Below are 22,662 nucleotides of genomic sequence, written 5' to 3' on the forward strand. Positions count from 1 at the left end.
TTTATCCCCAAATGAATATGAAGATAAATATTACTCAGAAAATATAAAAAATGCATGTTAACTATAAAAAATATAATAATATAATTTATCCGAATTTAATTTGTACTTTTTCTTGACATAGTACCAATAATACTGACACAGCCCAAAGGATATCAAAAAGAATTTAGCAGAAAAAATGAATTTATCGCCAAAGTTTTTAAAAAGAGATTCCCTGGATTAAGAGAACCCTTAATAAATCGTCATATCAAATACAATGAAACAATAAAATTCTGTGAACAACTTGAGAAAGAAGGTAAGGCTTTAATTCTTCGCCCTAGTGAAAAAATAAATAGCTTTGAAAAAGATGTGAATCTTATTAAGAAATACTATGATGAAGGATATAATATGGCAGTTAAGAATCTCAACAAAATAAAAGCAATCTACAACGAAGACTAGATTACTGTAAAAAATACGACTACTGCATTTATAAATCACTCCTGTAAAATTGGACATTCCACCTCAAAAGTGGAATTTGTTCCCCCCTTTTCACTTCATATCTTAATACATTCATTATATAAAGTTTGGAAAAATATCTCAATATATTAAATCTTAATATTTACTTATTATTCTCTTAACTAAAAATCAGCCTACACACAAACATATTTAGCTGCATATAAGCTGACTTTACATTACGGAATTTATTTTATTTCTATAACGTCGTATCCTTCTTCTTCAATAGCTTCTTTAATTTCTGCATCAGTGGCACTAGTTTCTAAAGCTGCATACTTTCCTTCAAGACTAACTTCTATGTTCTTTGAATCCTTTAGTCCTTCAAGTGCCTCTCTTACATGAGCAACGCAATGGTTACAGCTCATTCCTTCTATCATGATCTTTTTCATATATATTATCCTCCTGATTATTTATTATTAAAGATGTTTAATTAATATCATAATACCTATCTATAAAACAGAAGATCAGAATACAATAATCAATGATCATTGACTACCGCTCTATAACTTTTTGTATATATTAGTAATAATAATAAAACATCTCTTTTATGCTTTAAACCTTCTAAGTCTTAAGGCATTAAGCAGTACTGATACTGAGCTGAAGCTCATAGCTGCAGCTGCAATCATAGGATTTAACAACGGACCGCCAAATAGGTGAAGCACGCCCATTGCTACTGGGATTCCTAAAATATTATAACCAAATGCCCAAAAAAGATTTTCTTTGATATTCTTAATTGTCGCTCTGCTAAGCTTGATTGCTAAAATTACATCTCTTAAATCGCTTCTCATAAGGACTATATCAGCTGATTCTATGGCAACATCTGTACCAGATCCAATAGCAATACCAACATGTGACTGTGCAAGCGCCGGTGCATCATTGATTCCATCCCCAACCATGGCAACTATGCTGCCATCACTTTGAAGCTTCTTCACCTCAGCTGCCTTATCTTCTGGAAGAACTTCTGCAAGCACGATATCTATGCCTACTTGATCCGCAATTGCTTTAGCTGTTCTTTCATTATCACCAGTTATCATGGCAACTTTAATGCCCATGTGATGAAGTGACTTTATTGCTTCATAGCTGCTATCCTTAACTGTATCTGCCACAGCAATAATACCTTTAAGCTCACCTAAAACAGCTATAAACATTGGCGTCTTTCCCTGTGAAGCTAATAAATCAGATTTTTCTTCATATTCCCCTAAGTCAATATTATTTTCCCTCATCAGTTTTTTATTTCCTAAAAGAACAGTACTGCCTTTTACTTCTGCACATAATCCATGTCCAGGTATAGCTTCAAAATCTAAAATTTCTTTTAATGATAACTTTTTATCTTCCGCACTTCTTACTATGGCCTCGCCAAGTGGATGCTCTGACCCCTTTTCGCAACTAGCTGCAATAGATAATAGTTCATCTGCATCGATTCCGCCATTAGTAACTATATCAGTAACCTTAGGCTTTCCTTCTGTTATAGTTCCTGTCTTATCAAAAACAATCGTATTGATCTTATAAGTTGTCTCCAGTGCTTCTCCACCTTTTATCAGCACTCCATTCTCAGCACCTTTTCCTGTACCAACCAATATTGCAGTAGGCGTTGCAAGACCAAGTGCACACGGACATGCTATTGTAAGAACTGCAATAAAGATTGATAATGCAAAGACTGGAGTTTCTCCTGCAAACAGCCATGCTAAAGATGAAATTAAGGCTAGTGCCATTACTATAGGTACAAAGTAAGATGAAATAACATCTGCCATTTTTGCAATAGGCGCCTTTGATCCCTGTGCTTCTTCAACAAGCTTCACTATGTGTGCAAGTGCTGTATCCTTGCCGACCTTTGTCGCCTTATACATTATGTATCCATTCTTATTGATACTTGCGCCTACAACACTGCTTCCCACAGTCTTTTCAACTGGCAAGCTTTCTCCTGTAAGCATTGATTCATCTATTGATGTACTTCCTTCTATAACTTCTCCATCAACAGGCAGCTTTTCTCCTGGCTTTACTACGATAATATCATTTACCATAACCTCTTCTATTGGAATAACAGATTCCTTACCATCTCTGATAACAACAGCTGTCTTTGGAGCAAGTCCCATAAGCTTCTTAATAGCTTCTGAAGTCTTTCCTTTAGAAACTTCCTCCAGGAACTTACCAAGTGTTATCAGCGTAAGAATAACAGCAACAGATTCAAAATAAAGATGCATTGCATATTCATGATTCCCAAGAACTATCTTGTATATTCCAAAAACACTGTATAAGAATGCTGCACTTGTACTTACTGCTATCAGTGAATCCATATTAGGACTTAACTGAAATAGATTCTTATATCCTACACTGTAAAATTTATAACCCATAACAGCTACTGGAACAGTTAATGCAAGCTGTATAAGAGCAAAATTTAATGGATTTGTCATCATATCTATAGCATGTGGCAGAGGCATGCCAAGCATATGTCCCATACTAATAATTAAAAGTGGTACAGTAAAAATACATGAAACTATAAATCTTCTTAATAGAAGTTCCTTTGCTGTTTTCTTTTCTGGATTTTCCTGCCTTTCTTCTTCCTTAACAAGCTTATAGCCTGCTTTTTCTACTGCTTTTTCTATATTCTCTACGCCTGTTTTATTTTCATCAAATTCAACAGTAAGATTTTCAGCAGCAAAGTTTACTGTTGAGTTTTCAACTCCTTCAAGCTTCTTTGTGACTCTTTCTACTCTTGCAGCACATGCTGAGCATGTCATGCCTTCTACTTTAAAAACCTTTTTTGTCATATCTTCCTCCTTCTTTATTTACTCATTACCTTTTCAAGTATCTTAATTATTTCTTCTATCTTCTCGTCACCATTATCATTTCCAAAAGCTTCCTTTACGCAGTGGTGAAGATGGTTTTCTAATATGATTAAATTAGATTTTTTTAAAAGCGACTGTGTTGCTAATATTTGATTAGATACATCTACACAGTATCTTCCATCATCAATCATCTTAATTATTCCTTCTATCTGTCCTTTAGCAGTCTTAAGCATCTGAAGTGCTTTTTTTCTTTCTATATTTTTTTCTATCAATTCTTTTCCTCCCTCCCCCCATTGGGGGGTGTGTTTATGTACTAAATTATAATCACATATTTAGTTTTGTCAACTGGAAAATATTTATACAGCCAAAAAGCAGTAGAACTTCTTCTACTGCTCGTAACAAATACTTTATATACAATATTTATTATTAATTTAAGACCTATGCAGAGCCGACTTGGAGCTTGTCAACGGAGGAATCGAAATAGGTCTTGAAATCCTAATCTATTTAAATCTCTCTGCCAGTTTTGTAAATGCTGGTAGTGATTTTTCAATCTTCTCATAAGAAACACAATAAGCAATTCTTACATAACCAGGGCATCCAAAAGAAGATCCTGGAACAAGAAGCAGATTGTATTCTTTTGCTATCTCGCAGAACTTTTTGTCATCCTCAATAAATGCTTTAGGAAATAAATAAAATGCACCCTGAGGTTTAACACATTCAAATCCTAATTTGACAAGGTGATTATATAATAAATCCCTGTTTTTCTTATACACATTAACATCAACTTCAGAATCAAGATTTCTAGCTACGACTCTCTGGAATAATGATGGTGCATTAACAAATCCAAGTATTCTTGTAGCAACTTTAAGTGCAGCCATTACTTCTTCAAAATCATCCATTTCGCTGTCAACTGCAATATAACCTATTCTTTCACCTGGCAGTGATAATGATTTGCTATATGAATAACCTACAAATGAATTCTTATAATAATTCAAAATATATGGAACTTCTACTCCGTCATATGCAATCTCTCTGTATGGTTCATCTGAAATTAAATAAATGCTTGTCCCGTACTCTTCTGATTTTCTAGTTAGAATCTTCGCAATACTCTTTAGTGTAGAATCTGAATAGATAACTCCTGTAGGATTATTAGGTGAATTTATAATAACAGCTTTTGTTTTGTTATTAATAGTTTCTTCAAACCTTTTAAGATTAGGTTCAAATGTATTAAAATCAGGTGGCACTTCTTTAAGTACACCTCCAAAATTATCGCAGTAAAATCTATATTCACCAAAGTACGGTGCAAAAGTTATAACTTCATCATCTGGATTTAAGATACTTTTTAATATTACATTAAGCCCACCGGCTGCTCCAACTGTCATAACAATATTTTCTTCGCTAAGGTTTACTCCATGTTTCTTATTGATAAACTCTGCTATAGCCTTTCTCACATCTTCATAACCTGAATTGTTCATATATCCGTGAACAAAGTTCGGAGATTCATTATCAAGAATATATTTTACTGATTCTTTTACACTGTCTGGTGGTTCAAGATTTGGATTGCCCAGACTAAAATCAAAAACATTTTCCTCCCCATATATTTGTGCAAGACGTCTTCCTTCCTCAAACATTGCACGTATTGTAGAACTCTTACTTACAAAAGTCTTCATCTTTTTTGATATCATGTTTTTATCCCCCTTTTGAATACTAAATAATCATTAAATTTTCGGATGTATTTTTTGCTACACTCTTAAGTACTGCCTGCACAATAGAATTGCATACATATTGTGCAAATATAATGTCTGACTCAAATCCCTTTAGCTTTACATACTCATTTAAATTACTATTAATAAAGTTTGCAACATAACAAAGATCAAGGTCATCATTTCTGCACGAAGAATCATACTTATATTCCTTAGAAATTCTTCCAAGCACCATTTCATAGTGGACATGAGTTTTAAATTTTCGTTTAAACTCCCATCTTTCCTCATGTGCAAGACAAAAATAATCTGATACGAAATGACATACAACCCCTAGTTCCTGGTTAAACTTATTTCTTCCATATTCATTTACAATTTTCTGCTCAGATAGTGAAGCAAGAAAATGAATTTTGGAAACTATCATATTAAAACTCTCTTCTTTATAATGCTTTTTAAATTTATATGATGAAAAGTTATCAGGTTTCAAATTTCCTCTTATAAAATTTTTATCATTGATCAAATACTTAGTATTAACATCAAGACTTTTAATTATATTTTTAGCAATCACCTTATGGGTTCCAGCCAGCAAAATACAACTGCTCCTTTCTTTAAGTAATCTTATTGATATTATATCTCTTTTTAAACAAACAATTATTACTTTTTGTAAATTATTATAAAATATACAATACAACATTATATAAAAAAGTACTTCCACAAATTAATATCTGCAGAAGTACTCTAAATTATCAAATTAATATTAAAGAATATTATTCTTTTTCAATGATTTGTAGCAATAATTAATGATATCACTTCGTTTAATTATTCCAATAAACGTATTATTATCGTCCACTACCGGCACAAAGTTCTGTGATACAGCAAGTGTTATAAGACTCTCTATATCAGCACCAATTGAGACAGGCTTATGCTTGACCTTTCTCTTAATATCTTTAACGATTACTGTATTGGCATTCTTAAAATTCAAATCAGGCGTATTCTTAAGTTCCCAAAGAAGATCTCCTTCTGTGAGAGTCCCAATATACTTTCCACTTTTGTCTATAAGTGGAATAGCAGTATAACCATGCCTCTCCATCCTCTCCATAACTTGTCTCATTGTTGAATCTATATTTTCATAAACGACTTCATTTTTAGGTGTCAAAAAAAATGCTATATTCATTTAATGCCCTCTCTTTAATTCTCAATTATTCTTATAATTACATTTTATCATTTCTTAAGCTTTTTTCAAATTTATAATTATATCTTAAATAAGCAGTATCATCTAAAACTGTATTAATTTCGTTGTACATCTCCTGTCCTGTCAATGATTCTTTGATAATTACTTCCTTTAATACTTTACTTTTGCATCTGCTACATACACAAAGACTTATAAATCTCCAGCCAAAATATTTAAAATCTTCTTCAACAGCCAGTTCATTTCCACAGTGTGGGCATTTATAATTAATTTTATGTTTATCTATTATCTTATCTTCAATATTCTTTGCAGAAAAGACTGCTGCATTATAAACATTTTTAATCACAAAATTCTTAACGCTCCTAGCGTTATACAGCCTTTTAAACACTTTAGCTGTACATAAACAGTCATAAAGTGCATCATGAAGTTTTTCACTCTCAACATTTATCTTAAGTTCTTCAACTGCATTCCTAAGACTTAATGACTTTTTCTTGGCCAACATCCTGCTACAATACTCCTGCAAATCAATGTAGTCACCAAGCCATGTTTGTATATCATATTTATGATACCTAGCATTTTTAATAAGCTCTGCTACATCATCTTTTGCCCATGAGCATAAAATGTCCTGTCCTACAAAATCTCTAAGCTTTGTAATTGCATCGTAAAAATTTTCACCTTCTTTAAGCATATCTTCTGTAATATGTGTTATCTCAGTAATCTTTGGATTAAGATCAGCAAATATGGTAGGCTTGATAAAAACTTTAAGTTCATCAGTCTGATTCATATACTTATCAAGTTTTATTGCACCTATTTCAATGATTTCATTATCGAAATCAATATCCTTCAAATTACCATGATCCTCAAAATATCCAGGATGGTATTTGGTAATATTGGTTAAATTATTAAATTCTAAGTCAACAATTACATAGCCCATATATAAATACATCCCCTCGACTTTATCTCATATATAATTATGGCACAAACACAAGAGAATTTCACTAATAATTTACATTATTGACTTCGGTTTCAAATTTAAATTCAATATATATAAATTGTATTAATTATCATTTCTCTTCAATATACCTACCGCAACACCTAATATGTTTACGTTTCTATCTTTTATCTTTATGGGACTGTATTTTTCATTTTCCGGCATTAAACATGGCTCATTATAAAACTTAAGTCTCTTAAGCGTAGCACTTCCGTCAATATCAGCTGCTACAATATCATTATGATCTGCATAGTTCTGTCTTTTAATAAGTATAAAATCGCCATCTATAATATTAGCATTTTTCATACTATCTCCTTTTACATGAAGCAGAAACATATTTTTCTCGTCCTTTAGGCAAACATTAGGAAACTTAAATGTGCTTTCCATCTGTGAATTAATTAAAATAGGCTCACCAGCAGCGATATCAGAGAACACAGGTACACTTATCTGTTCATTTTGCTCATATATAATACTATCTGCATCTTCATCATTCTTGTCATATACCATTATTTCATCATCATAAGAAGCTGTATCTCTCTTAAAATCAATTACTTTATTATGTTTCAAGTCAACAAATTCATATTTTGCAATTGTATCCTTGTTTTTGTTGATGCTTGTAACTTCTCCCTTAAAATTAAATGTTCTGATTTTATCTTCTTCATCAAATAGAGTCTTTATATTGATGCCCTTCTTAAGATATGCATTGCTATAATCCATCCTGTCATTATTAACTATACAAATAAAATTTGAATAAGGTTTATTGTCATATAATTTTCTTAAAAACTTTATTTCACCCTTCTTCATTCTTTCACAATCATCTACTATAATATGTACAGCTCCCTCTCTATACTTTGAAAGACTCTTAATTGCATATAACACATAATCATACTCATCCATTAGTCCGTCATAAGACAACAAATCAGTATAGTTACATGATATGTTATATAGTGCACGTCTAGAATCAGAGTTCTTCTTTATCCTTTTACCTCTGCCTTTTCGATTAATATTAAGGTATTCATCCTCATCAAGTGCACATGATTTTATCCAGTTAACTTCATCTAGGACAAATTCAATTGGAAGCTTTTTTATCAGCTTAGATTTTTTATATTTTTCGATGGCTACACTTAAAGCTATTTCAAGTCGTTCCATCTTTTCTTCTTCTGATGCTGTCTTAAGACACATTCTCTTATCTTTTATATAAGCTTTAGCATACATTTCAATAATTTCGTTAATTGAGGTCATATGTACTCTGTCAGTGCTGTCTGAAAATAATGTCATGTACTTATATTTATTTTCCTTACTGATGTTTTTATAAAGGCCACCTGCATTTATACAGCTTTTTTCATCACCGCATACATAGATAATTTTATCATTATCAAAAAGACAGTATTCATTTTCAAGTAACACAGCCTTATTTAATGCTGCAGTAGTCTTTCCTGTTTTTATATTTCCTTTAATGACCTGAAATCCCATATGCTTATTTTTCATGAATCTCAACTGACTTTTTTGAAGTTCCATATTTCCACCACTTTTCTAATAATTCAACACAGCACCTGTCAAATTATTCATAACCTGTGCCATGTATTTATAATTAATTTTTTCCTTTGTATCTTCTTTTGTATTTATATCATCACTTCTGTATATACCTGTATCTGTTAATATTACAGCATTATAATTATTTTCCCAGAATAACTTTGCAGCTGACTTCTGCTTTTCTAGCACAATATTTGATGTCTTTGTCAACACTGGAAAGTTAGATATTTTCTTCATACCTCCAGATATATCATTATTTAAAGATGCAGAATTTTTATCACTAATTACAGCAACATAATTTCCCCTGTTAGGATTATTTATTCCGTTAAAAGGATATCTCTGAGTAAGAATTTCTTCACTATATCTTCCTATAGAATCTATCACAATTACACCAGCAACTTTTTCATTCTGTTTTTTTAACTTATCTATATAAACAGAACTTCCAGGGAATTCTGAGTTTTCCTTGTCTCTCTGCAGATTAACAAATGCAGTAACTTCTATATCTCTGTTGCTTTCTTTACCCTTCATCTGCTCAGCTATTGAAAGAAGTGCTGTAATACCGCTGTTCTGAGCATCTACTCCCTTTTTTATATTACTGTCATAATTTGTACACAATACTATCTTAGAATCTGATTTTTTTGTTCCTTTCTTTCTGCCAATAACATTAGCTACAGTTTTTCCCTGACACTCAAATTCCTGAACTGTCACCTCAAAACCACATTCTTCTAATTCATTAGCAATGTAGTCTTTTGCTTTATTTAAATTATCTATATTTTTAATATTTCTAATTTCAAGTTCATCCGAAAACTTATTAATATTTTTTTCTATACTCTTGTTAATACTTTCATCTGCTGTCCAGACTATATCTTCTTTTTTATAACTCCATCCAAATGTTAATGTTGCAAGTATAAACATCAGTGATGCTAAAACAATAACCCAGTTAATCTTTTTCTTCACTTTATCTCTCCCCAAACAAACTAAATTAAGGATGAAAGTGTAATACACTTTCCAATGCAATAAAAAATGCTTAATAGCATTATACCATAAATGCTATTAAGCATGTTTATTTTTATATTATCTTTATATTTTATTAAGACATTTTTAAGCTATTCATTTTAATTTATCTTAGAACTTTGTAAATAACTGCTTGCATCTTTCCGTCAAATCTTTTTGTCTATTCTTCATATTTTCCATGTTCCAGTCTGAAAGTATTGCAATTTCTTTAGTTATATTGAAATCGCCTTTTTTAAGAATGTACGAAGACATCTTTTCAGCAAATGCCTTATTATTAGACTTTGTGCTCTTAGTTCCTGAAATTAAAATAAGATTTCCAAGCCTGTTTGCATAATTTCTTCTCTGTTCATTTGAAAAGTTAGTTGTCCAATAAACGTCCTTTGCATTTCTAGGAAGAATATGTTCAAGCATTATCTTATCACTGTATGAAACTTCCTTATCTCTTGACATTTCCATATCTAGTCTTATAAGGATATACTTAGGAACCATCATTCTGCCCTTACTGTAGAATTCTATGTCATTTAATGAATTCTCAAAATAAGCAGCTGTTCTGTCTATATCACTTGTGAATATATCAGCTTTCTTAACATCTAAGCCATTATCACAGTTATCTATAGCATCGATAATCTTATAAACTCTTGTAAGTCTGTCAGCAAATGAATTACCATTCACCCAGTCAATTACTATTCTCTTTTCAAGAGCTTTAACGAATTCTAAAGTCATAGAATCATCATTAAACTTCTCAACAAATCTTACTACTGCAGCCATCCACTCATCATAAGGAAGAAATCTTCTCATAATAGTAATAAGATTCTTATAATAAATATCATCAGCTTTGTTTCCTGTGTTTATTGAAGCATCTAAAATGTAAGAAGAATATATTTCTTTAACACTGTGAATGTGTTCAACAAATTTTATTCCTCTGTACTCTGGATCATTTACAAAGATATTCTTATTGAATTCTTCAAATACTGTAGTATTGGCTTTCTTCTTAAGCTTCATAGTTCTGATAAAACCAATAATCATTTCCATGTTATCTTTACCAAGGTCAGCTTCATCAGCCTCCCACATGTCGGCGTATTTAGCTCTTATATCAGAACTGATTACTCTAAGGTTTTCACTCTTTAATAAGTCTGAATTAGTAAGAGGAAGACCTCTGGCGTTTATAACATTGAATAATCTGAATGCTGATGTAAATGAATCAGTTGTAATTACTACAAGTACGACTTTCTGAAGAAGGTATTTTATAAAGCTATTTATCTTATCTTTTAAAATATTGCCTTCTTCATCCAGGAATTTCTCCCTAAACACCTCAACTGCAGTTATCATATTTGCTTTTGCTTCTTCAAACTCTGACTTGTCTTCATTTATAAGTTTTAAAGTTCCGCCCATTGATAAAATATATTCTTTAAAGAAGTCAAGTTCTTTGCCTCTTACTTTAACTCTAAGACTCTCTTTTATCCCTAAAAGTTCATTTGGCTTCTGGTATATAAGTGATGAAAGCACTGTCTTATAATCTTCGCTGTCTATCATATCTCTTAGACATGCAATAAGCATAATTATTGACGTTAATCTCTGCTGTCCATCAATAACATCATACAGCCCCCAGCCATCATCCTTAAACTCTTTTGAACATAATACAATACTTCCTATAAAATATGGCTCATATGATTCAAAAGTATCACCAAATTCATTTCTATTTAATTCTATTGATTCTTCAATATCATCAACAAGCTGGTTTAAATTCTCTCTATTCCATGAATAAGCTCTTTGATAATCTGGAATTTCAAAAAGAAACTTATCACTAAATAAATCTTTTATATAGTATTCCTTTGCCTTTATCTTTTCTGTGAACAAAGCCAATTCCTCCTAACATAAAAACTCTTCATATTATATCAAGAAATCAAATATTTGTCTAAAACTTTTAAATGTCAATTCCAGCCATTCTCATAAGGTATACAGCATTTCTTGTAGTTGACTTTCCTCTTCTAAGCTTATAGTCAAACTTAATTTCATTGTTATCGTAATGTTCCTTGAAATGATAATTTGATACTCTGCTGTTTGTTTCCTCAAGATCACAAAGTTCAAGATCATGTGTTGAAAGCAGTCCCAAGCATGGCTTTTTTGAAAGCTGATTTAAAAGTATCTCTGCACCTGTATGCCTATCCATAGAGTTTGTGCCCTTGAAAAGCTCATCAAGAAGGAAAAATACCTTTTCATTATTCTTTACAGCATTCATCAGGATTTTAACCCTTAAGATTTCAGCATAGAATGACGATACATTTTCTTCAAGATTATCACCAATTCTCATGCATGTATAAATGTGCAGGATTGGTGTATTAAACTTCTTTGCATATACTGGCGATCCCAGGTAGCTTAACACCATATTAATACCTATTGTCCTTAAGAAAGTACTTTTTCCAGACATATTTGATCCTGTAATTAGTATAATACTCTTGCTTCTCTCAAGACTAAAACTATTGCTGACAGCCCTTTCCCCTATAAGAGGATGCGCTATATTTTCAGCACTTATTGTAAGACTTTGTTCAATATGTGGATATGAATATTCTTCATGATCACAACCAATGTTTGAAATACTGCTAAATGCTTCAAAATCGCCAATAGTATCAAACCATTCTTCAATATGGCTGCCATACTTTCTTCTCCATAACTCTAGTCTATATATTAGGTGATAATCCCATAAAAGTAGAATATTAATCAGAAAATATATCATATTGCTTCTATCACTAATCTTAGTACATATATCTGACAGTTCATTCATGGCATCACTTGCTTTAATATTATTTTTGTTCAGTCTATTCTTTAAATTGTTTGTCTCACTACTTACGAATGTCTCATTATCAATTATTCTTATGATTTTAAAATACTTGACAATGTTGTACTTAATCTCGTAGATGGTATTTAAAGCTTCTGCCATATCATTCTTTCCCAGTCTTAAAACAACTATATTTAACAATATCATAGCAAAAGGTATAACCTTAGAAATCGCATATGTTGTAAAATAGATTATTATTGAGGCAATAAGCACAAGCGGACATAATATTGATATTATCTTCATATAAGGTCTTGTAAGTTTTTCATTCTTCCCTTTTGCCCATTCTATAAACTCACTTGGATCTCCCTTGCCCTTATTATCAAAACTACCTTCTATCTCCATATTTTGTCTAAAATCCACTTTAGAAGCAAGTTCTTTTACAATAGACTGCCTTACATTTATTTCTTCTTTCTGAGGCAGCTTATTCATTAACAGCATATCACTTAATTTTTTTCTACCAAAGCTTGTTGTTGTGCTGTTTATAAGCTGAAACAATGAGTTCTTTCCAAATATATCAAGATCATCTGCAAATGGATGATCAGTGTTAAGATATTCGCTTCCAGTATCCTCAAACTTCTTCCATCCTCCATCAAGTCTATCCTGAGATTTTTTATTAACTTTTATATAACACTGTTTTTTCCTTACTTCGTTTAATGTTTTAGAATGAACTAAAGCAGTGATAATAAATACTGCTAATGAAGTAATAATTACAGCTACCGCCATTACATTACTATTTTTCTTATATGAGATATATAATCCTGCTAAAAAAGCACAGCTATAAGAAGACGAACAGCACTTAAAACATTAGCTTTTTTATTTAGTTCACTTATTTCATCACTGCATTTTTTAATTCTATTTTCATAAAATTCCTTTTTTCCTTCCATATAACATCACTCTCCAATAAAGTATTGCCCATATATATATTACTATATATTAGGAAATTTTACCAACAACCTCTTCTACCTTTTTTTCTGCCTGTTTAATTATATTAATTAAATCATCTGCCTTTAAGTCAAACATAAGTGGTATAGTTTTTATAAAATAATAGTTATTTTCCAGCAATACTGTTTCATAGCCATATGTCTCTACATTTATCTCATTAACTCTGCTGACTGCTTTTTCTGCATCATTATCATTAACACTTACGCCAAGAGGGATAAAAATCTTTATATGTGAATATTCATAAACAAAAACATTAATCTGTTTTTCCATTTTAAATGCAAACTGATATACATTCTTATCAATTTCTTCTTCTTCAAATTTTATATTATTATCATTAAGATACTTTGTTAAATCATTATATACGCTCATATTACTTTCTCCTATTCTATAACTTCATATATATCCTGAAGATACATCTCAAGTGTTGATACAAAATCAAGTACAAACTTTTCTAATTTTCTAAAGTTTACTGACTTATCAGTTATGGGAATAATAGTATCAGCAATTATCATATCATCAAGAGATCTAAATTTAATATAGTTATCTTCCAGACTATTAAGTTCATTTAATACTTCTAAAACTTCAATTTCTTTGCTTTTATCAAATGCAAGAGCATTCATAAGCCCTACAGCAATATTCTCATCTTCAAATCTAACATATAATTCATATTTATCTTTGCTATTTCCTTTTATCTGAAGAAATACAGTATCTTCATTTTCTTTAAATGGTATTTTGTTAATACACATATACTTTATAAATTTATTTTTTAATAACATGATTCCACCTCAATTTTATGAAAAAAAATATAGTATAGTTTATGGATTAATGTTAAAACTTAAATCCTAACCATACTATACATATTACATATATTCTATACAAAATAAAAGTATATTTTAATTTATCTAGAAATTGCAGTTATTAATTCACTTTCAGTCTTTTGTGGTCTTAGGATTTTAAGACCTTTGCAGAGCTAACCTTACGCCTGCCCACGGAAAATCGAAAGAGATCTTAAAATACTATTTCAAACTCTCATATATTTCATCAAGATTTTTCTTCATTGCCTGTAAATACTCTAAGTTATCTTCTTTACTTTCAAGAGTATATATCTTTTGTACTTTTGCTCCTGCTTCATTAGCAAGTGTTTCAGATGTCTTAGGACTTGCAAGGCTTTCTGAGAAGATAGTCTTTATATTATTTTCCTTGCAGTATGATGCTAATGATTCTAATGTTTTAGGAGTAACTTCACCTTCTCCAAACATATCCTCAACACTTTTTTGTTGTAGTGAAAAATCTCTACAAAGGTAGCCGAATGCTTCATGTCCTGTTACGAAATTCTTATTCTTTAAATTCTTAAATCTCTCTTCGTTATCGTTATAAAGAGTATCAAGCTCTTTTGAGAACTTCTCATAATTCGCTTCATAGTATGACTTATTCTTTTCATCAACTTTAACTAAAGCATCAAGTATTGCTTTGCTCTGATTCTTTGCTTCCTTTAAGCTAAGCCATGTATGTGGGTCTGTCTTTCCGTTTTCCTTAATAAGATTTACATTCTTGCTTGTATCTACAACTGTAACTTTTTCGCTAGACTCTGCTACTTCCAGAACCTTATCAATCCAGTCTTCCATACCTGCGCCATTGTATGCAAAAATGTCTGACTTTGTAAGTTCTTCAAGACCTTTTGCTTTTGGTTCAAAGTCATGAGGTTCAGTTCCTTCTGGTACAAGCATTGAAATATCAACCTTGTCACCTCCGATAGCCTGTGCAAATTCCCTTACAGGATTTATGCTCACTGTAATCTTAACCTTATTATCTTCTTTTGCTGTATTATCATTTTTACTGCATCCAGCAATACCTACCATCATCAACGCTGATAACGCTGCAGCAATTATTTTCTTTTTCATGCATGTCCTCCATTCGCAAATGATTTGCAACTTCCGTTAATAATACTATTATATATCTTAAAAGTTGTCAATATTTATAATGCACTATAATATTGCGTAATATTGCGTAATATTACTTAATATTGTTAATCATTTTAAAGAAACTATACAAAGAAGACGTACTATATGTAAGTGAAAAAAAGCATAAAAGAATGATAATAGATTTTTTGAGTTCCACTTAACGGTGGCGAGCAAAAAAACTATTTTGCGCGAATCAGTAGCAGAAACAATGGTATTCTTAAACAATATATGGCGTTAGTGATGAGGAAATCTAAGCTCTGCTTAATCTATTATCAAGACTTTGTAAAAATATATAGTTATTTATCAACTTCAATGCCACGAGGTTCTACAGCTGTAGAAAAGACTATCTGCGTTTCTGTATTTCCAAACTTCTGAAGCTGTCCAATAAAAGCATCAAGCTCCATTGTAGTATGATATGCAACTTTGATAAGCATGGAATATTTTCCGGTAACGCAGTTGCATTCAAGAACGTTTGGACAGGCTTTTATGAACGGATAAAATTCATCCTTCTCTCTGGGAGATACCTCTAAGTTTATAAATGCTGTTATATTATATCCAAGTTTCAGCTTGTCTACAGATGCTCCATATCCAGTTATGATACCAGCCTGTTCAAGTTTTTCTATACGTGCTGATACAGCAGGCGGTGATAAAAACACCTGCTCTGCTAAATGCTTTAAAGGATATCTTGCATTTTCCTGTAATAATTTTATAAGTTTAACATCTACTTTATCCATATTTACACCCCAATCAATAATTTATAAAACGCATTAACTTTTGTTAATAATCATCTATATAAAATAAAAAAGGCGTATCGACAGCATTAACTATCGATACGCGCCTTTGCGTTTCTATTTATATATTAACTTTTTTCATGATATATTACAAGCTTTTTAACATATTCACACAAAAAAAATGAAAGAATCAAGTACTAGAAATTAATTTCCTAAAGTCGCCTAATAATTTAAACTATTTTTATTCGTAATTTCTTCTACACTGTTTACACATTTACTATACAGTGTTAATCTTTGCTATATTAAATTTTATAAATTTTGAAAGCGGGGATAAATATTATGTATACAAGAATAGAAAATGATTCAATTGGAAGTATGGCAGTGCCTGAAGATGCTTATTATGGTGTACAGTCTCTACGTGCAAAAAATAATTTTCATATTACAGGAAAAAAACTTAATAGTGAAATGATAATAAGTCTAGCTCAGATAAAAAAAGCAGCTGCAATTACAAACAGAAATGCAAAACTTCTTGATTCTCATACTGCATCAGCAATAATTACAGCCTGTGAAGAAATTATAGAAGGATATTATCATGATCAGTTTATTGTTGATCCTATTCAGGGAGGTGCAGGAACATCTGCCAATATGAATGCTAATGAAGTAATAGCCAACAGAGCTATTGAACTTTTAGGTGGTAAAAAAGGTGCCTATAGTCTTGTCCATCCTAATGACCACGTAAACATGTGCCAGTCAACGAATGATGTATTTCCTACAGCAGGAAAACTTACAATACTTAAGTTAATTCCTAAATATTTACACCAGCTTCAACGTTTATATGATGCTCTTATAGAAAAATCAAAAGAATTTGATACTATTATAAAAATGGGCAGAACTCAGCTCCAGGATGCTGTTCCTATGAGACTTGGACAATCTTTTGCAGCTTATGCTTCAGTAATAAATCGTGACATAATAAGACTTAATAAAATCCAAGATGAAATGCGCTATATCAATATGGGTGCTACAGCTATAGGAACTTCCATTAATGCCAGTGAAGAATATGTAGATAATATAGTTAAAAATCTTGAAATTGTAACAAGAACAAAGCTTATTCAATGCGATGATCTTATTGATGGCACTCAAAACCTTGACTGCTTCGTATCTGTTTCAGGTGTACTAAAAACATGTGCTGTTGATCTTTCAAAGATATCAAATGATTTAAGGCTTCTTTCAAGCGGACCTAAAACAGGTTTTGCTGAAATCAATCTTCCTGCTATGCAGAATGGCTCTTCCATAATGCCAGGTAAGATAAATCCTGTAATTCCTGAAGTTGTTTCGCAGGTTGCCTTTAACGTTATCGGTAATGACTTTACAATAACAATGGCAGCAGAGGCAGGCCAGTTAGAATTAAATGCCTTCGAACCAGTCCTATTCTATAACATCTTTGAGTCTATTGAAACTCTAACAAATGTAGTTAGCACATTTGTAGATAACTGTGTATCAGGCATAACAGCAAACAGCAAAAGATGCAGCGATCTGCTTAACAGCAGCGTTGGTATAGTCACTGCTCTATGTCCTTATATAGGCTATAAGAAATCAGCAATAATAGCCAAGAAAGCACTTAAAAGTGGTAAAACAGTAAAAGAAATTGTTTTAGAAGACAAGCTTATGAACGAAATGCAGCTAAACGAAATACTAGATGTATACTCTATGACAGATATACACAAAGATAAAAAAAACTCATGTGCTATATAAAATAGATTAGAGATATGAGATTAGAGAGAAGAGAATTGGATGAAATTAGTTCGCTACGCTTACTAATTTCTAAATTAAAATGGAGGCTCTGCCTCCAGACCTCTAGAATATATAATGACAGAGGTTTGGAGGTGAAGCCTCCATTTTGAAACTCCAAGGGAGTTTCATCCTTTTCTCTACTCTCTTAGTTCTAATCTCTAATCTATAGATTATTATTTATATTGACACTTATGCACCAGTTACTTATTTACAATTTTGAATTTTAGATGTATTATATACATATGATGTGTGCGGGAGTGACTCAATGGTAGAGTGTCACCTTCCCAAGGTGAAAGCTGCGGGTTCGAGCCCCGTCTTCCGCTCCATTTTAATCACTTCTTTATTCTACATCAGAATGTTAAAAGCCATTCCTTAGTTTTATCATCAGCGAAAGCTGCATTAACAGAATTCAAGTAAATTTTCCTATAATCATCATTGCTTAATTTAAAATCATCAAACAAAATTCTACACTCTTTTAACATATCAGTATTTGAAACTGTTCTGTTATCAGTATTTACTGTAACTTTTATACCATTATCATAAAACTTTTTAAAAGGATGTTCCTCTATGCTATGTACAGCTTTAGTCTGAACATTGCTTGTAGGACACATTTCAAGCGTTATATTATTTTCTTTTACTATCTTGTACGCTTTATCACAGTCTTTTATGTATACACCATGTCCAATTCTTTCAGCAGCAAGCTTAGTTACTGCATCATAAACATTAATGCCTACTCCAGTTTCCCCTGCATGTATAGTAATTCTATATCCTATGCTTTTTGCATACTTTGCAGCCCTTTCAAACTTATCACAGAAGTTATCAAGCTCCGCTGCACAAAGATCTATAGCAGCTACGCCTTTTCCTAAAAATTCACGTCCAGCTTCTATAACTTTAAAAGCATCATCTTCACTCTGATTTCTCATACAGCATAATATTATACTGCCTCTTATATCATACTTTTCTTCAGCATCTTTAACACCCTTAACAACACTTTCTATAACTTCATTTAACGCTAATCCCTTAAAAGTATGCATCATAGGAGCAAACCTAACTTCCATATACTTAACATTTTCTTTTGCTGCATCTTCATAAAGTTCAAATGTTATTCTCCTTAATGCATCTTCTGTCTGCATAACTTTTTTCGGAATATCAAATACTTTAAGATAATCTACAAGGCTTTTGCAGTCCGCTGGAGCAACCAAAAACTTCATAATAGTACCTTTTTCATAAGATGGTATTTCAATATTATGCTTCTTAGCAAGTTCAATAATAGTTTCAGGTCTTACACTACCATCAAGATGACAGTGCAAATCAATCTTTGGTATATCATTAATCATTTTTTCACCCCCGTAATTTTTATGTAATTATACATATTTTATAACAATTCATGCATTATTAAAAGCAAATATACAAAAACTGCCTCATAAAATTATATTCTAAAATTTTTATAAAGCAGTTTCTTCATAAAAATAAGTTCTTTTTATAAAAACTATTTATTATTTTGTTTTTTAGGCAATATTATTGTGAATTTTGTACCTATATTCACTTTACTTTCAACATATATTTTTCCATGATGAAGTTCAATTATGTTCTTAGTAATTGTAAGTCCAAGTCCACTACCACCTTTAATCTCTCTATTTGAATCAACAACTTGATGGAACCTACAGAATATAGTGTCTAAGTACTTTTCTTCAATTCCTATGCCAGTATCCTCTACAACTATCTTAACATCATTATCAAACTCCTGTACCTCTACGAGTATCCTGCCTCCTTTAGCTGTATACTTCATAGCATTGTTGACAAGATTAACTATGCATCGTTCTATTTCCACACTATCACATTCAATGATACACTCCTCAACATAAGGATCGATAACTAGCAAAATCCCCTTATTTTCAATATAATCCTTCAACGTCAGTGCTGCTTCTTCTACAATATAAACAATATCATGATCAGCAATATCAATATTATAATTACCATTTTCGATTTTTTCAGTATCTATTAGATTATTAATAAGATGAAGGAGTCTTTCAATGTTTTTCTCTGAAATACTCATATAATAGCTCAAACGTTCTTTTGAAATATGCTCTTTACCCTTATTAAGTTCAGTGATAAGCTGCTGGGTAGAATTAAGTACATTAAGAGGAGTACGTAATTCATGCGACAAATTAATAAGATAATTATTTTTTGTTTTTTCTAAATTGATAACCTTATTCAACAGCTTAGTATTCTTATCCATCTCCTTCTTTAGTTCATTTGTTCTTTTTGCAACTTCCCTATCTAGTTTTTTAACTTTATTTTTACTAGATATTATAAATATAATAATTATAAATATATAAAATAACTTTGCTACTCCCTTCATATAGAAAGGCTTAGAAATTGAAAATTTCACTACACTTTCATCACTGAAATCTCCGTTCTTATTTCTAGCCTTTATATGCAGTTTATATAATCCAGGTGATAAATTACTCAAATTAAGTTCATTATTATTGATTAAAAGCCACTTATCATAGTTACCTCCTATTTTATAGTAATACTGTATATTCCTCATATTCCTATACTCAGGCATAAAAATCTTAACACTTATATTATTTTCTGAACTTGCCAATTCTTTGCTGGTAATGTCATTTACAACAACACCATTTACCTTGATTTCATCAAAGATTATTTTTGAATTAAAATTATCTACTGATAAACTTTCTGGTTTAAAGATATTTAACCCATTAATACCACCAAAAACAATCTCTCCATTCTTTGTCTTAAGATAAGCTTCCCCATTAAATTCATTGCTCTGAAGCCCATCATTTATATTAAAATTCGAGAAACGCTTTCTATCCTTCGAAAGTTTTGATACTCCTGAATTAGTACTAACCCATATGTTATCATCATCATCAACTACAATACCATAAATCGTATTATTACAAAGTCCATCTGAAGTCGTATATTTAGTAAACTTATGGTTATTTTTATCATACATATTTAAACCATTACTTGTACCGATCCATATATGTCCTAACTTATCTTCTGCAATAACCCTGATTGAATTATTTGATAAACCTTTATCACCTTCTGCTGCCGTAAACACTTCAGTTTTTTTTGTCTTATTATCAAGCTTAATAAGACCTCCGTTTACAAAACTTCCAAGCCAGAAGACACCTTCCGAATCCTCGAAAATAGCTCCGCTGAAATTATCTTTTACTTTAACTGTCTTAAGATTTTGAGTTAAATCGTAGATTTCTTTTGTCTTAAGGTTCATTAAATTAAATCCATTGCTTGTTCCTATCCATAAATATCCATTATTATCAACAAACAGATTTCTAACCTTGCTATTATTTAATCCATCCTTCACATAATACATAGTTGTATTTCCTGTGTTAGTGTTAATTATATTAAGACCGTTAGAAGTTCCTATATAAACTTCATCTTTATATCCAGCAATATCTGTTATGCTGTTACTGCTTAACTTATACTTCATCTTACCATTAACAGAATTACTTATTGTATCATACCTTCTATCTATAATGTTTAATCCTTTTGACATAGTACCAACCCATATCAATCCATTGCTGTCTTCATACACACTGCTTATCATATTATCACTAAGTTCGTTTTGCGAATTAAACCCGGCCTTATAATGTTCTATTTTGTTTTTACCATCGAAATAACTTATTCCACCGTAAGTTCCAACCCACATAAAGCCGCTTTTATCTTCTAATATAGTAAATGTACTATTGTTTATAATAGAATGTTTATCATAAATCTTGTTTGTATAGTTAATAAACATGTTTCTTTCTGAATCATATTTTGAAAGGCCACTTGCCGTACAGAACCACATAGCACCACTGCTATCTTTATAAATGTCTCTTACATAATCTCCAATTATCGAGCCGTTATCATTTTCATCATGGTGGTAATTAGTTACCCTCTCAGTCCTAGCATCATACTTGAATGCACCTTTTTTAGTTGTTCCAATCCATACATCATCATCATCAACAAAAATTTTATAGATAGAGTTTTCTGTTCCGTTATTATTTTTATAAACATTAATTACTTTATTGTTCTTTATATCTATTTTATCTATTTCATTGTCACCAGCAACCCATATATTGCCATTACTATCCTTTGCTATTGACGATATATTTTTATGATTTTTAAGTTTTATTTTATTAAATTTATCTTTTTGATAGTCATATTTATGCAATCCACCTTTGTATGTAGCAACTACTACATCTCCATCGCTTGTTAAAACAAGTCCAGTAACATTCTTATCCTCTAAGCCATTATCTTCTGTATAATTTAAAATCTTATTATCACTGGTATTGATTCTGCTTACACCACTACTTGTTCCTACCCATATATAACCGTATCTATCTTCTACAATTTTCACAATATAATTTCCTACAAGGCTTTCCTTTTTACCATATTCATTTCTATATATTTTAAATTCGTAGCCATTGTATCTTGCAAGGCCATCATTTGTTCCAATCCATATAAATCCTTTGCTATCCTGAATCATAGTTTCAACAGTAGACTGTGGAAGTCCATTTTCAATTGTAAGGCTGCTAAACATAATATTTTCATATGCCTGTACATCCTTTATGTTTACCATGTTTATACCAAATAATAGCAATAACAATAAAATAGCTTTGTAATATTTCATAAATCAGTTCTCCTAGTTATTGATATTGTTATTATAATA

At 31.2% G+C, this 22,662-nt stretch carries 20 protein-coding genes and 1 tRNA gene; 3 read left to right on the forward strand and 18 right to left on the reverse strand.

Annotated elements, in window-relative coordinates; all coding sequences use genetic code 11:
* Nucleotides 1-183: 183 nt before the first annotated feature.
* Complete coding sequence (locus tag FYJ33_RS16905; RefSeq protein ID WP_328598713.1) at nucleotides 184-435, forward strand: DUF6363 domain-containing protein; 252 nt, start codon at nucleotides 184-186, stop codon at nucleotides 433-435.
* 242 nt (nucleotides 436-677) lie between these two features.
* Here FYJ33_RS16905 and FYJ33_RS13955 read toward each other — a convergent pair whose 3' ends face one another.
* The 16 genes from FYJ33_RS13955 to FYJ33_RS14025 form a co-directional block, all read right to left on the reverse strand.
* Complete coding sequence (locus FYJ33_RS13955) at nucleotides 678-878, reverse strand: heavy-metal-associated domain-containing protein (protein WP_154532325.1); 201 nt, start codon at nucleotides 876-878, stop codon at nucleotides 678-680.
* Nucleotides 879-1,034: 156 nt separating this feature from the next.
* A complete protein-coding gene (locus FYJ33_RS13960) occupies nucleotides 1,035-3,257 on the reverse strand; it encodes a heavy metal translocating P-type ATPase (protein ID WP_154532326.1) in 2,223 nt (740 codons plus the stop codon).
* A 14-nt stretch (nucleotides 3,258-3,271) separates the two neighbouring features.
* Complete coding sequence (locus FYJ33_RS13965) at nucleotides 3,272-3,544, reverse strand: metal-sensing transcriptional repressor (protein ID WP_407928914.1); 273 nt, start codon at nucleotides 3,542-3,544, stop codon at nucleotides 3,272-3,274.
* 231 nt (nucleotides 3,545-3,775) lie between these two features.
* Nucleotides 3,776-4,960 (reverse strand): pyridoxal phosphate-dependent aminotransferase, encoded by a 1,185-nt coding sequence (locus tag FYJ33_RS13970; RefSeq protein ID WP_154532327.1) that lies wholly within the window; start codon nucleotides 4,958-4,960, stop codon nucleotides 3,776-3,778.
* A 22-nt stretch (nucleotides 4,961-4,982) separates the two neighbouring features.
* A complete protein-coding gene (locus FYJ33_RS13975; protein WP_206046707.1) occupies nucleotides 4,983-5,564 on the reverse strand; it encodes a zinc dependent phospholipase C family protein in 582 nt (193 codons plus the stop codon).
* Nucleotides 5,565-5,732: 168 nt separating this feature from the next.
* On the reverse strand, nucleotides 5,733-6,149 hold the full coding sequence (locus FYJ33_RS13980; RefSeq protein WP_154532329.1) for a CBS domain-containing protein: 417 nt from the start codon (nucleotides 6,147-6,149) through the stop codon (nucleotides 5,733-5,735).
* A 37-nt stretch (nucleotides 6,150-6,186) separates the two neighbouring features.
* The gene (locus FYJ33_RS13985) at nucleotides 6,187-7,098 is read right to left on the reverse strand and encodes a 3'-5' exonuclease (protein WP_154532330.1); all 912 of its coding nucleotides are present in this window, start codon (nucleotides 7,096-7,098) and stop codon (nucleotides 6,187-6,189) included.
* Nucleotides 7,099-7,221: 123 nt separating this feature from the next.
* Nucleotides 7,222-8,673 (reverse strand): transcriptional repressor LexA, encoded by a 1,452-nt coding sequence (gene lexA / locus FYJ33_RS13990; protein WP_154532331.1) that lies wholly within the window; start codon nucleotides 8,671-8,673, stop codon nucleotides 7,222-7,224.
* A gap of 15 nt (nucleotides 8,674-8,688) precedes the next feature.
* The gene (locus tag FYJ33_RS13995; protein ID WP_154532332.1) at nucleotides 8,689-9,645 is read right to left on the reverse strand and encodes a M28 family peptidase; all 957 of its coding nucleotides are present in this window, start codon (nucleotides 9,643-9,645) and stop codon (nucleotides 8,689-8,691) included.
* Between the two features lie 168 nt (nucleotides 9,646-9,813).
* Complete coding sequence (locus FYJ33_RS14000; protein ID WP_154532333.1) at nucleotides 9,814-11,559, reverse strand: DUF262 domain-containing protein; 1,746 nt, start codon at nucleotides 11,557-11,559, stop codon at nucleotides 9,814-9,816.
* Nucleotides 11,560-11,626: 67 nt separating this feature from the next.
* Nucleotides 11,627-13,261: a MutS family DNA mismatch repair protein gene (locus tag FYJ33_RS14005; RefSeq protein WP_154532334.1), complete on the reverse strand. Its 1,635-nt coding sequence runs from the start codon at nucleotides 13,259-13,261 to the stop codon at nucleotides 11,627-11,629.
* A gap of 38 nt (nucleotides 13,262-13,299) precedes the next feature.
* Nucleotides 13,300-13,422 carry a hypothetical protein gene (locus tag FYJ33_RS16740; protein WP_268891472.1) on the reverse strand — a complete coding sequence of 41 codons (123 nt, stop codon included), beginning with the start codon at nucleotides 13,420-13,422 and terminating at the stop codon, nucleotides 13,300-13,302.
* Between the two features lie 49 nt (nucleotides 13,423-13,471).
* Entirely contained in the window at nucleotides 13,472-13,849 is a 378-nt protein-coding gene (locus FYJ33_RS14010) for a hypothetical protein (RefSeq protein ID WP_154532335.1), read from the reverse strand.
* 11 nt (nucleotides 13,850-13,860) lie between these two features.
* Nucleotides 13,861-14,256: a hypothetical protein gene (locus tag FYJ33_RS14015; protein WP_154532336.1), complete on the reverse strand. Its 396-nt coding sequence runs from the start codon at nucleotides 14,254-14,256 to the stop codon at nucleotides 13,861-13,863.
* Between the two features lie 240 nt (nucleotides 14,257-14,496).
* Nucleotides 14,497-15,381, reverse strand: a complete 885-nt coding sequence (locus FYJ33_RS14020; protein WP_154532338.1) for a metal ABC transporter solute-binding protein, Zn/Mn family — start codon at nucleotides 15,379-15,381, stop codon at nucleotides 14,497-14,499.
* A gap of 356 nt (nucleotides 15,382-15,737) precedes the next feature.
* On the reverse strand, nucleotides 15,738-16,175 hold the full coding sequence (locus tag FYJ33_RS14025; protein WP_154532340.1) for an Lrp/AsnC family transcriptional regulator: 438 nt from the start codon (nucleotides 16,173-16,175) through the stop codon (nucleotides 15,738-15,740).
* 336 nt (nucleotides 16,176-16,511) lie between these two features.
* On the opposite strand from FYJ33_RS14025, the gene FYJ33_RS14030 reads away from it, so the two are divergent.
* Entirely contained in the window at nucleotides 16,512-17,924 is a 1,413-nt protein-coding gene (locus tag FYJ33_RS14030) for an aspartate ammonia-lyase (protein WP_154532342.1), read from the forward strand.
* Nucleotides 17,925-18,214: 290 nt separating this feature from the next.
* Nucleotides 18,215-18,289 (forward strand) — tRNA-Gly (locus FYJ33_RS14035).
* Nucleotides 18,290-18,313: 24 nt separating this feature from the next.
* On the opposite strand, the gene add is transcribed toward FYJ33_RS14035, so the two are convergent.
* Nucleotides 18,314-19,300 (reverse strand): adenosine deaminase, encoded by a 987-nt coding sequence (add, locus tag FYJ33_RS14040; protein ID WP_154532344.1) that lies wholly within the window; start codon nucleotides 19,298-19,300, stop codon nucleotides 18,314-18,316.
* 152 nt (nucleotides 19,301-19,452) lie between these two features.
* A complete protein-coding gene (locus tag FYJ33_RS14045) occupies nucleotides 19,453-22,623 on the reverse strand; it encodes a ligand-binding sensor domain-containing protein (protein ID WP_235900865.1) in 3,171 nt (1,056 codons plus the stop codon).
* Nucleotides 22,624-22,662: the final 39 nt, after the last annotated feature.

Origin of the sequence: Inconstantimicrobium porci (assembly GCF_009696465.1) — a bacterium.
In the GTDB taxonomy this organism is placed as follows: domain Bacteria; phylum Bacillota; class Clostridia; order Clostridiales; family Clostridiaceae; genus Inconstantimicrobium; species Inconstantimicrobium porci.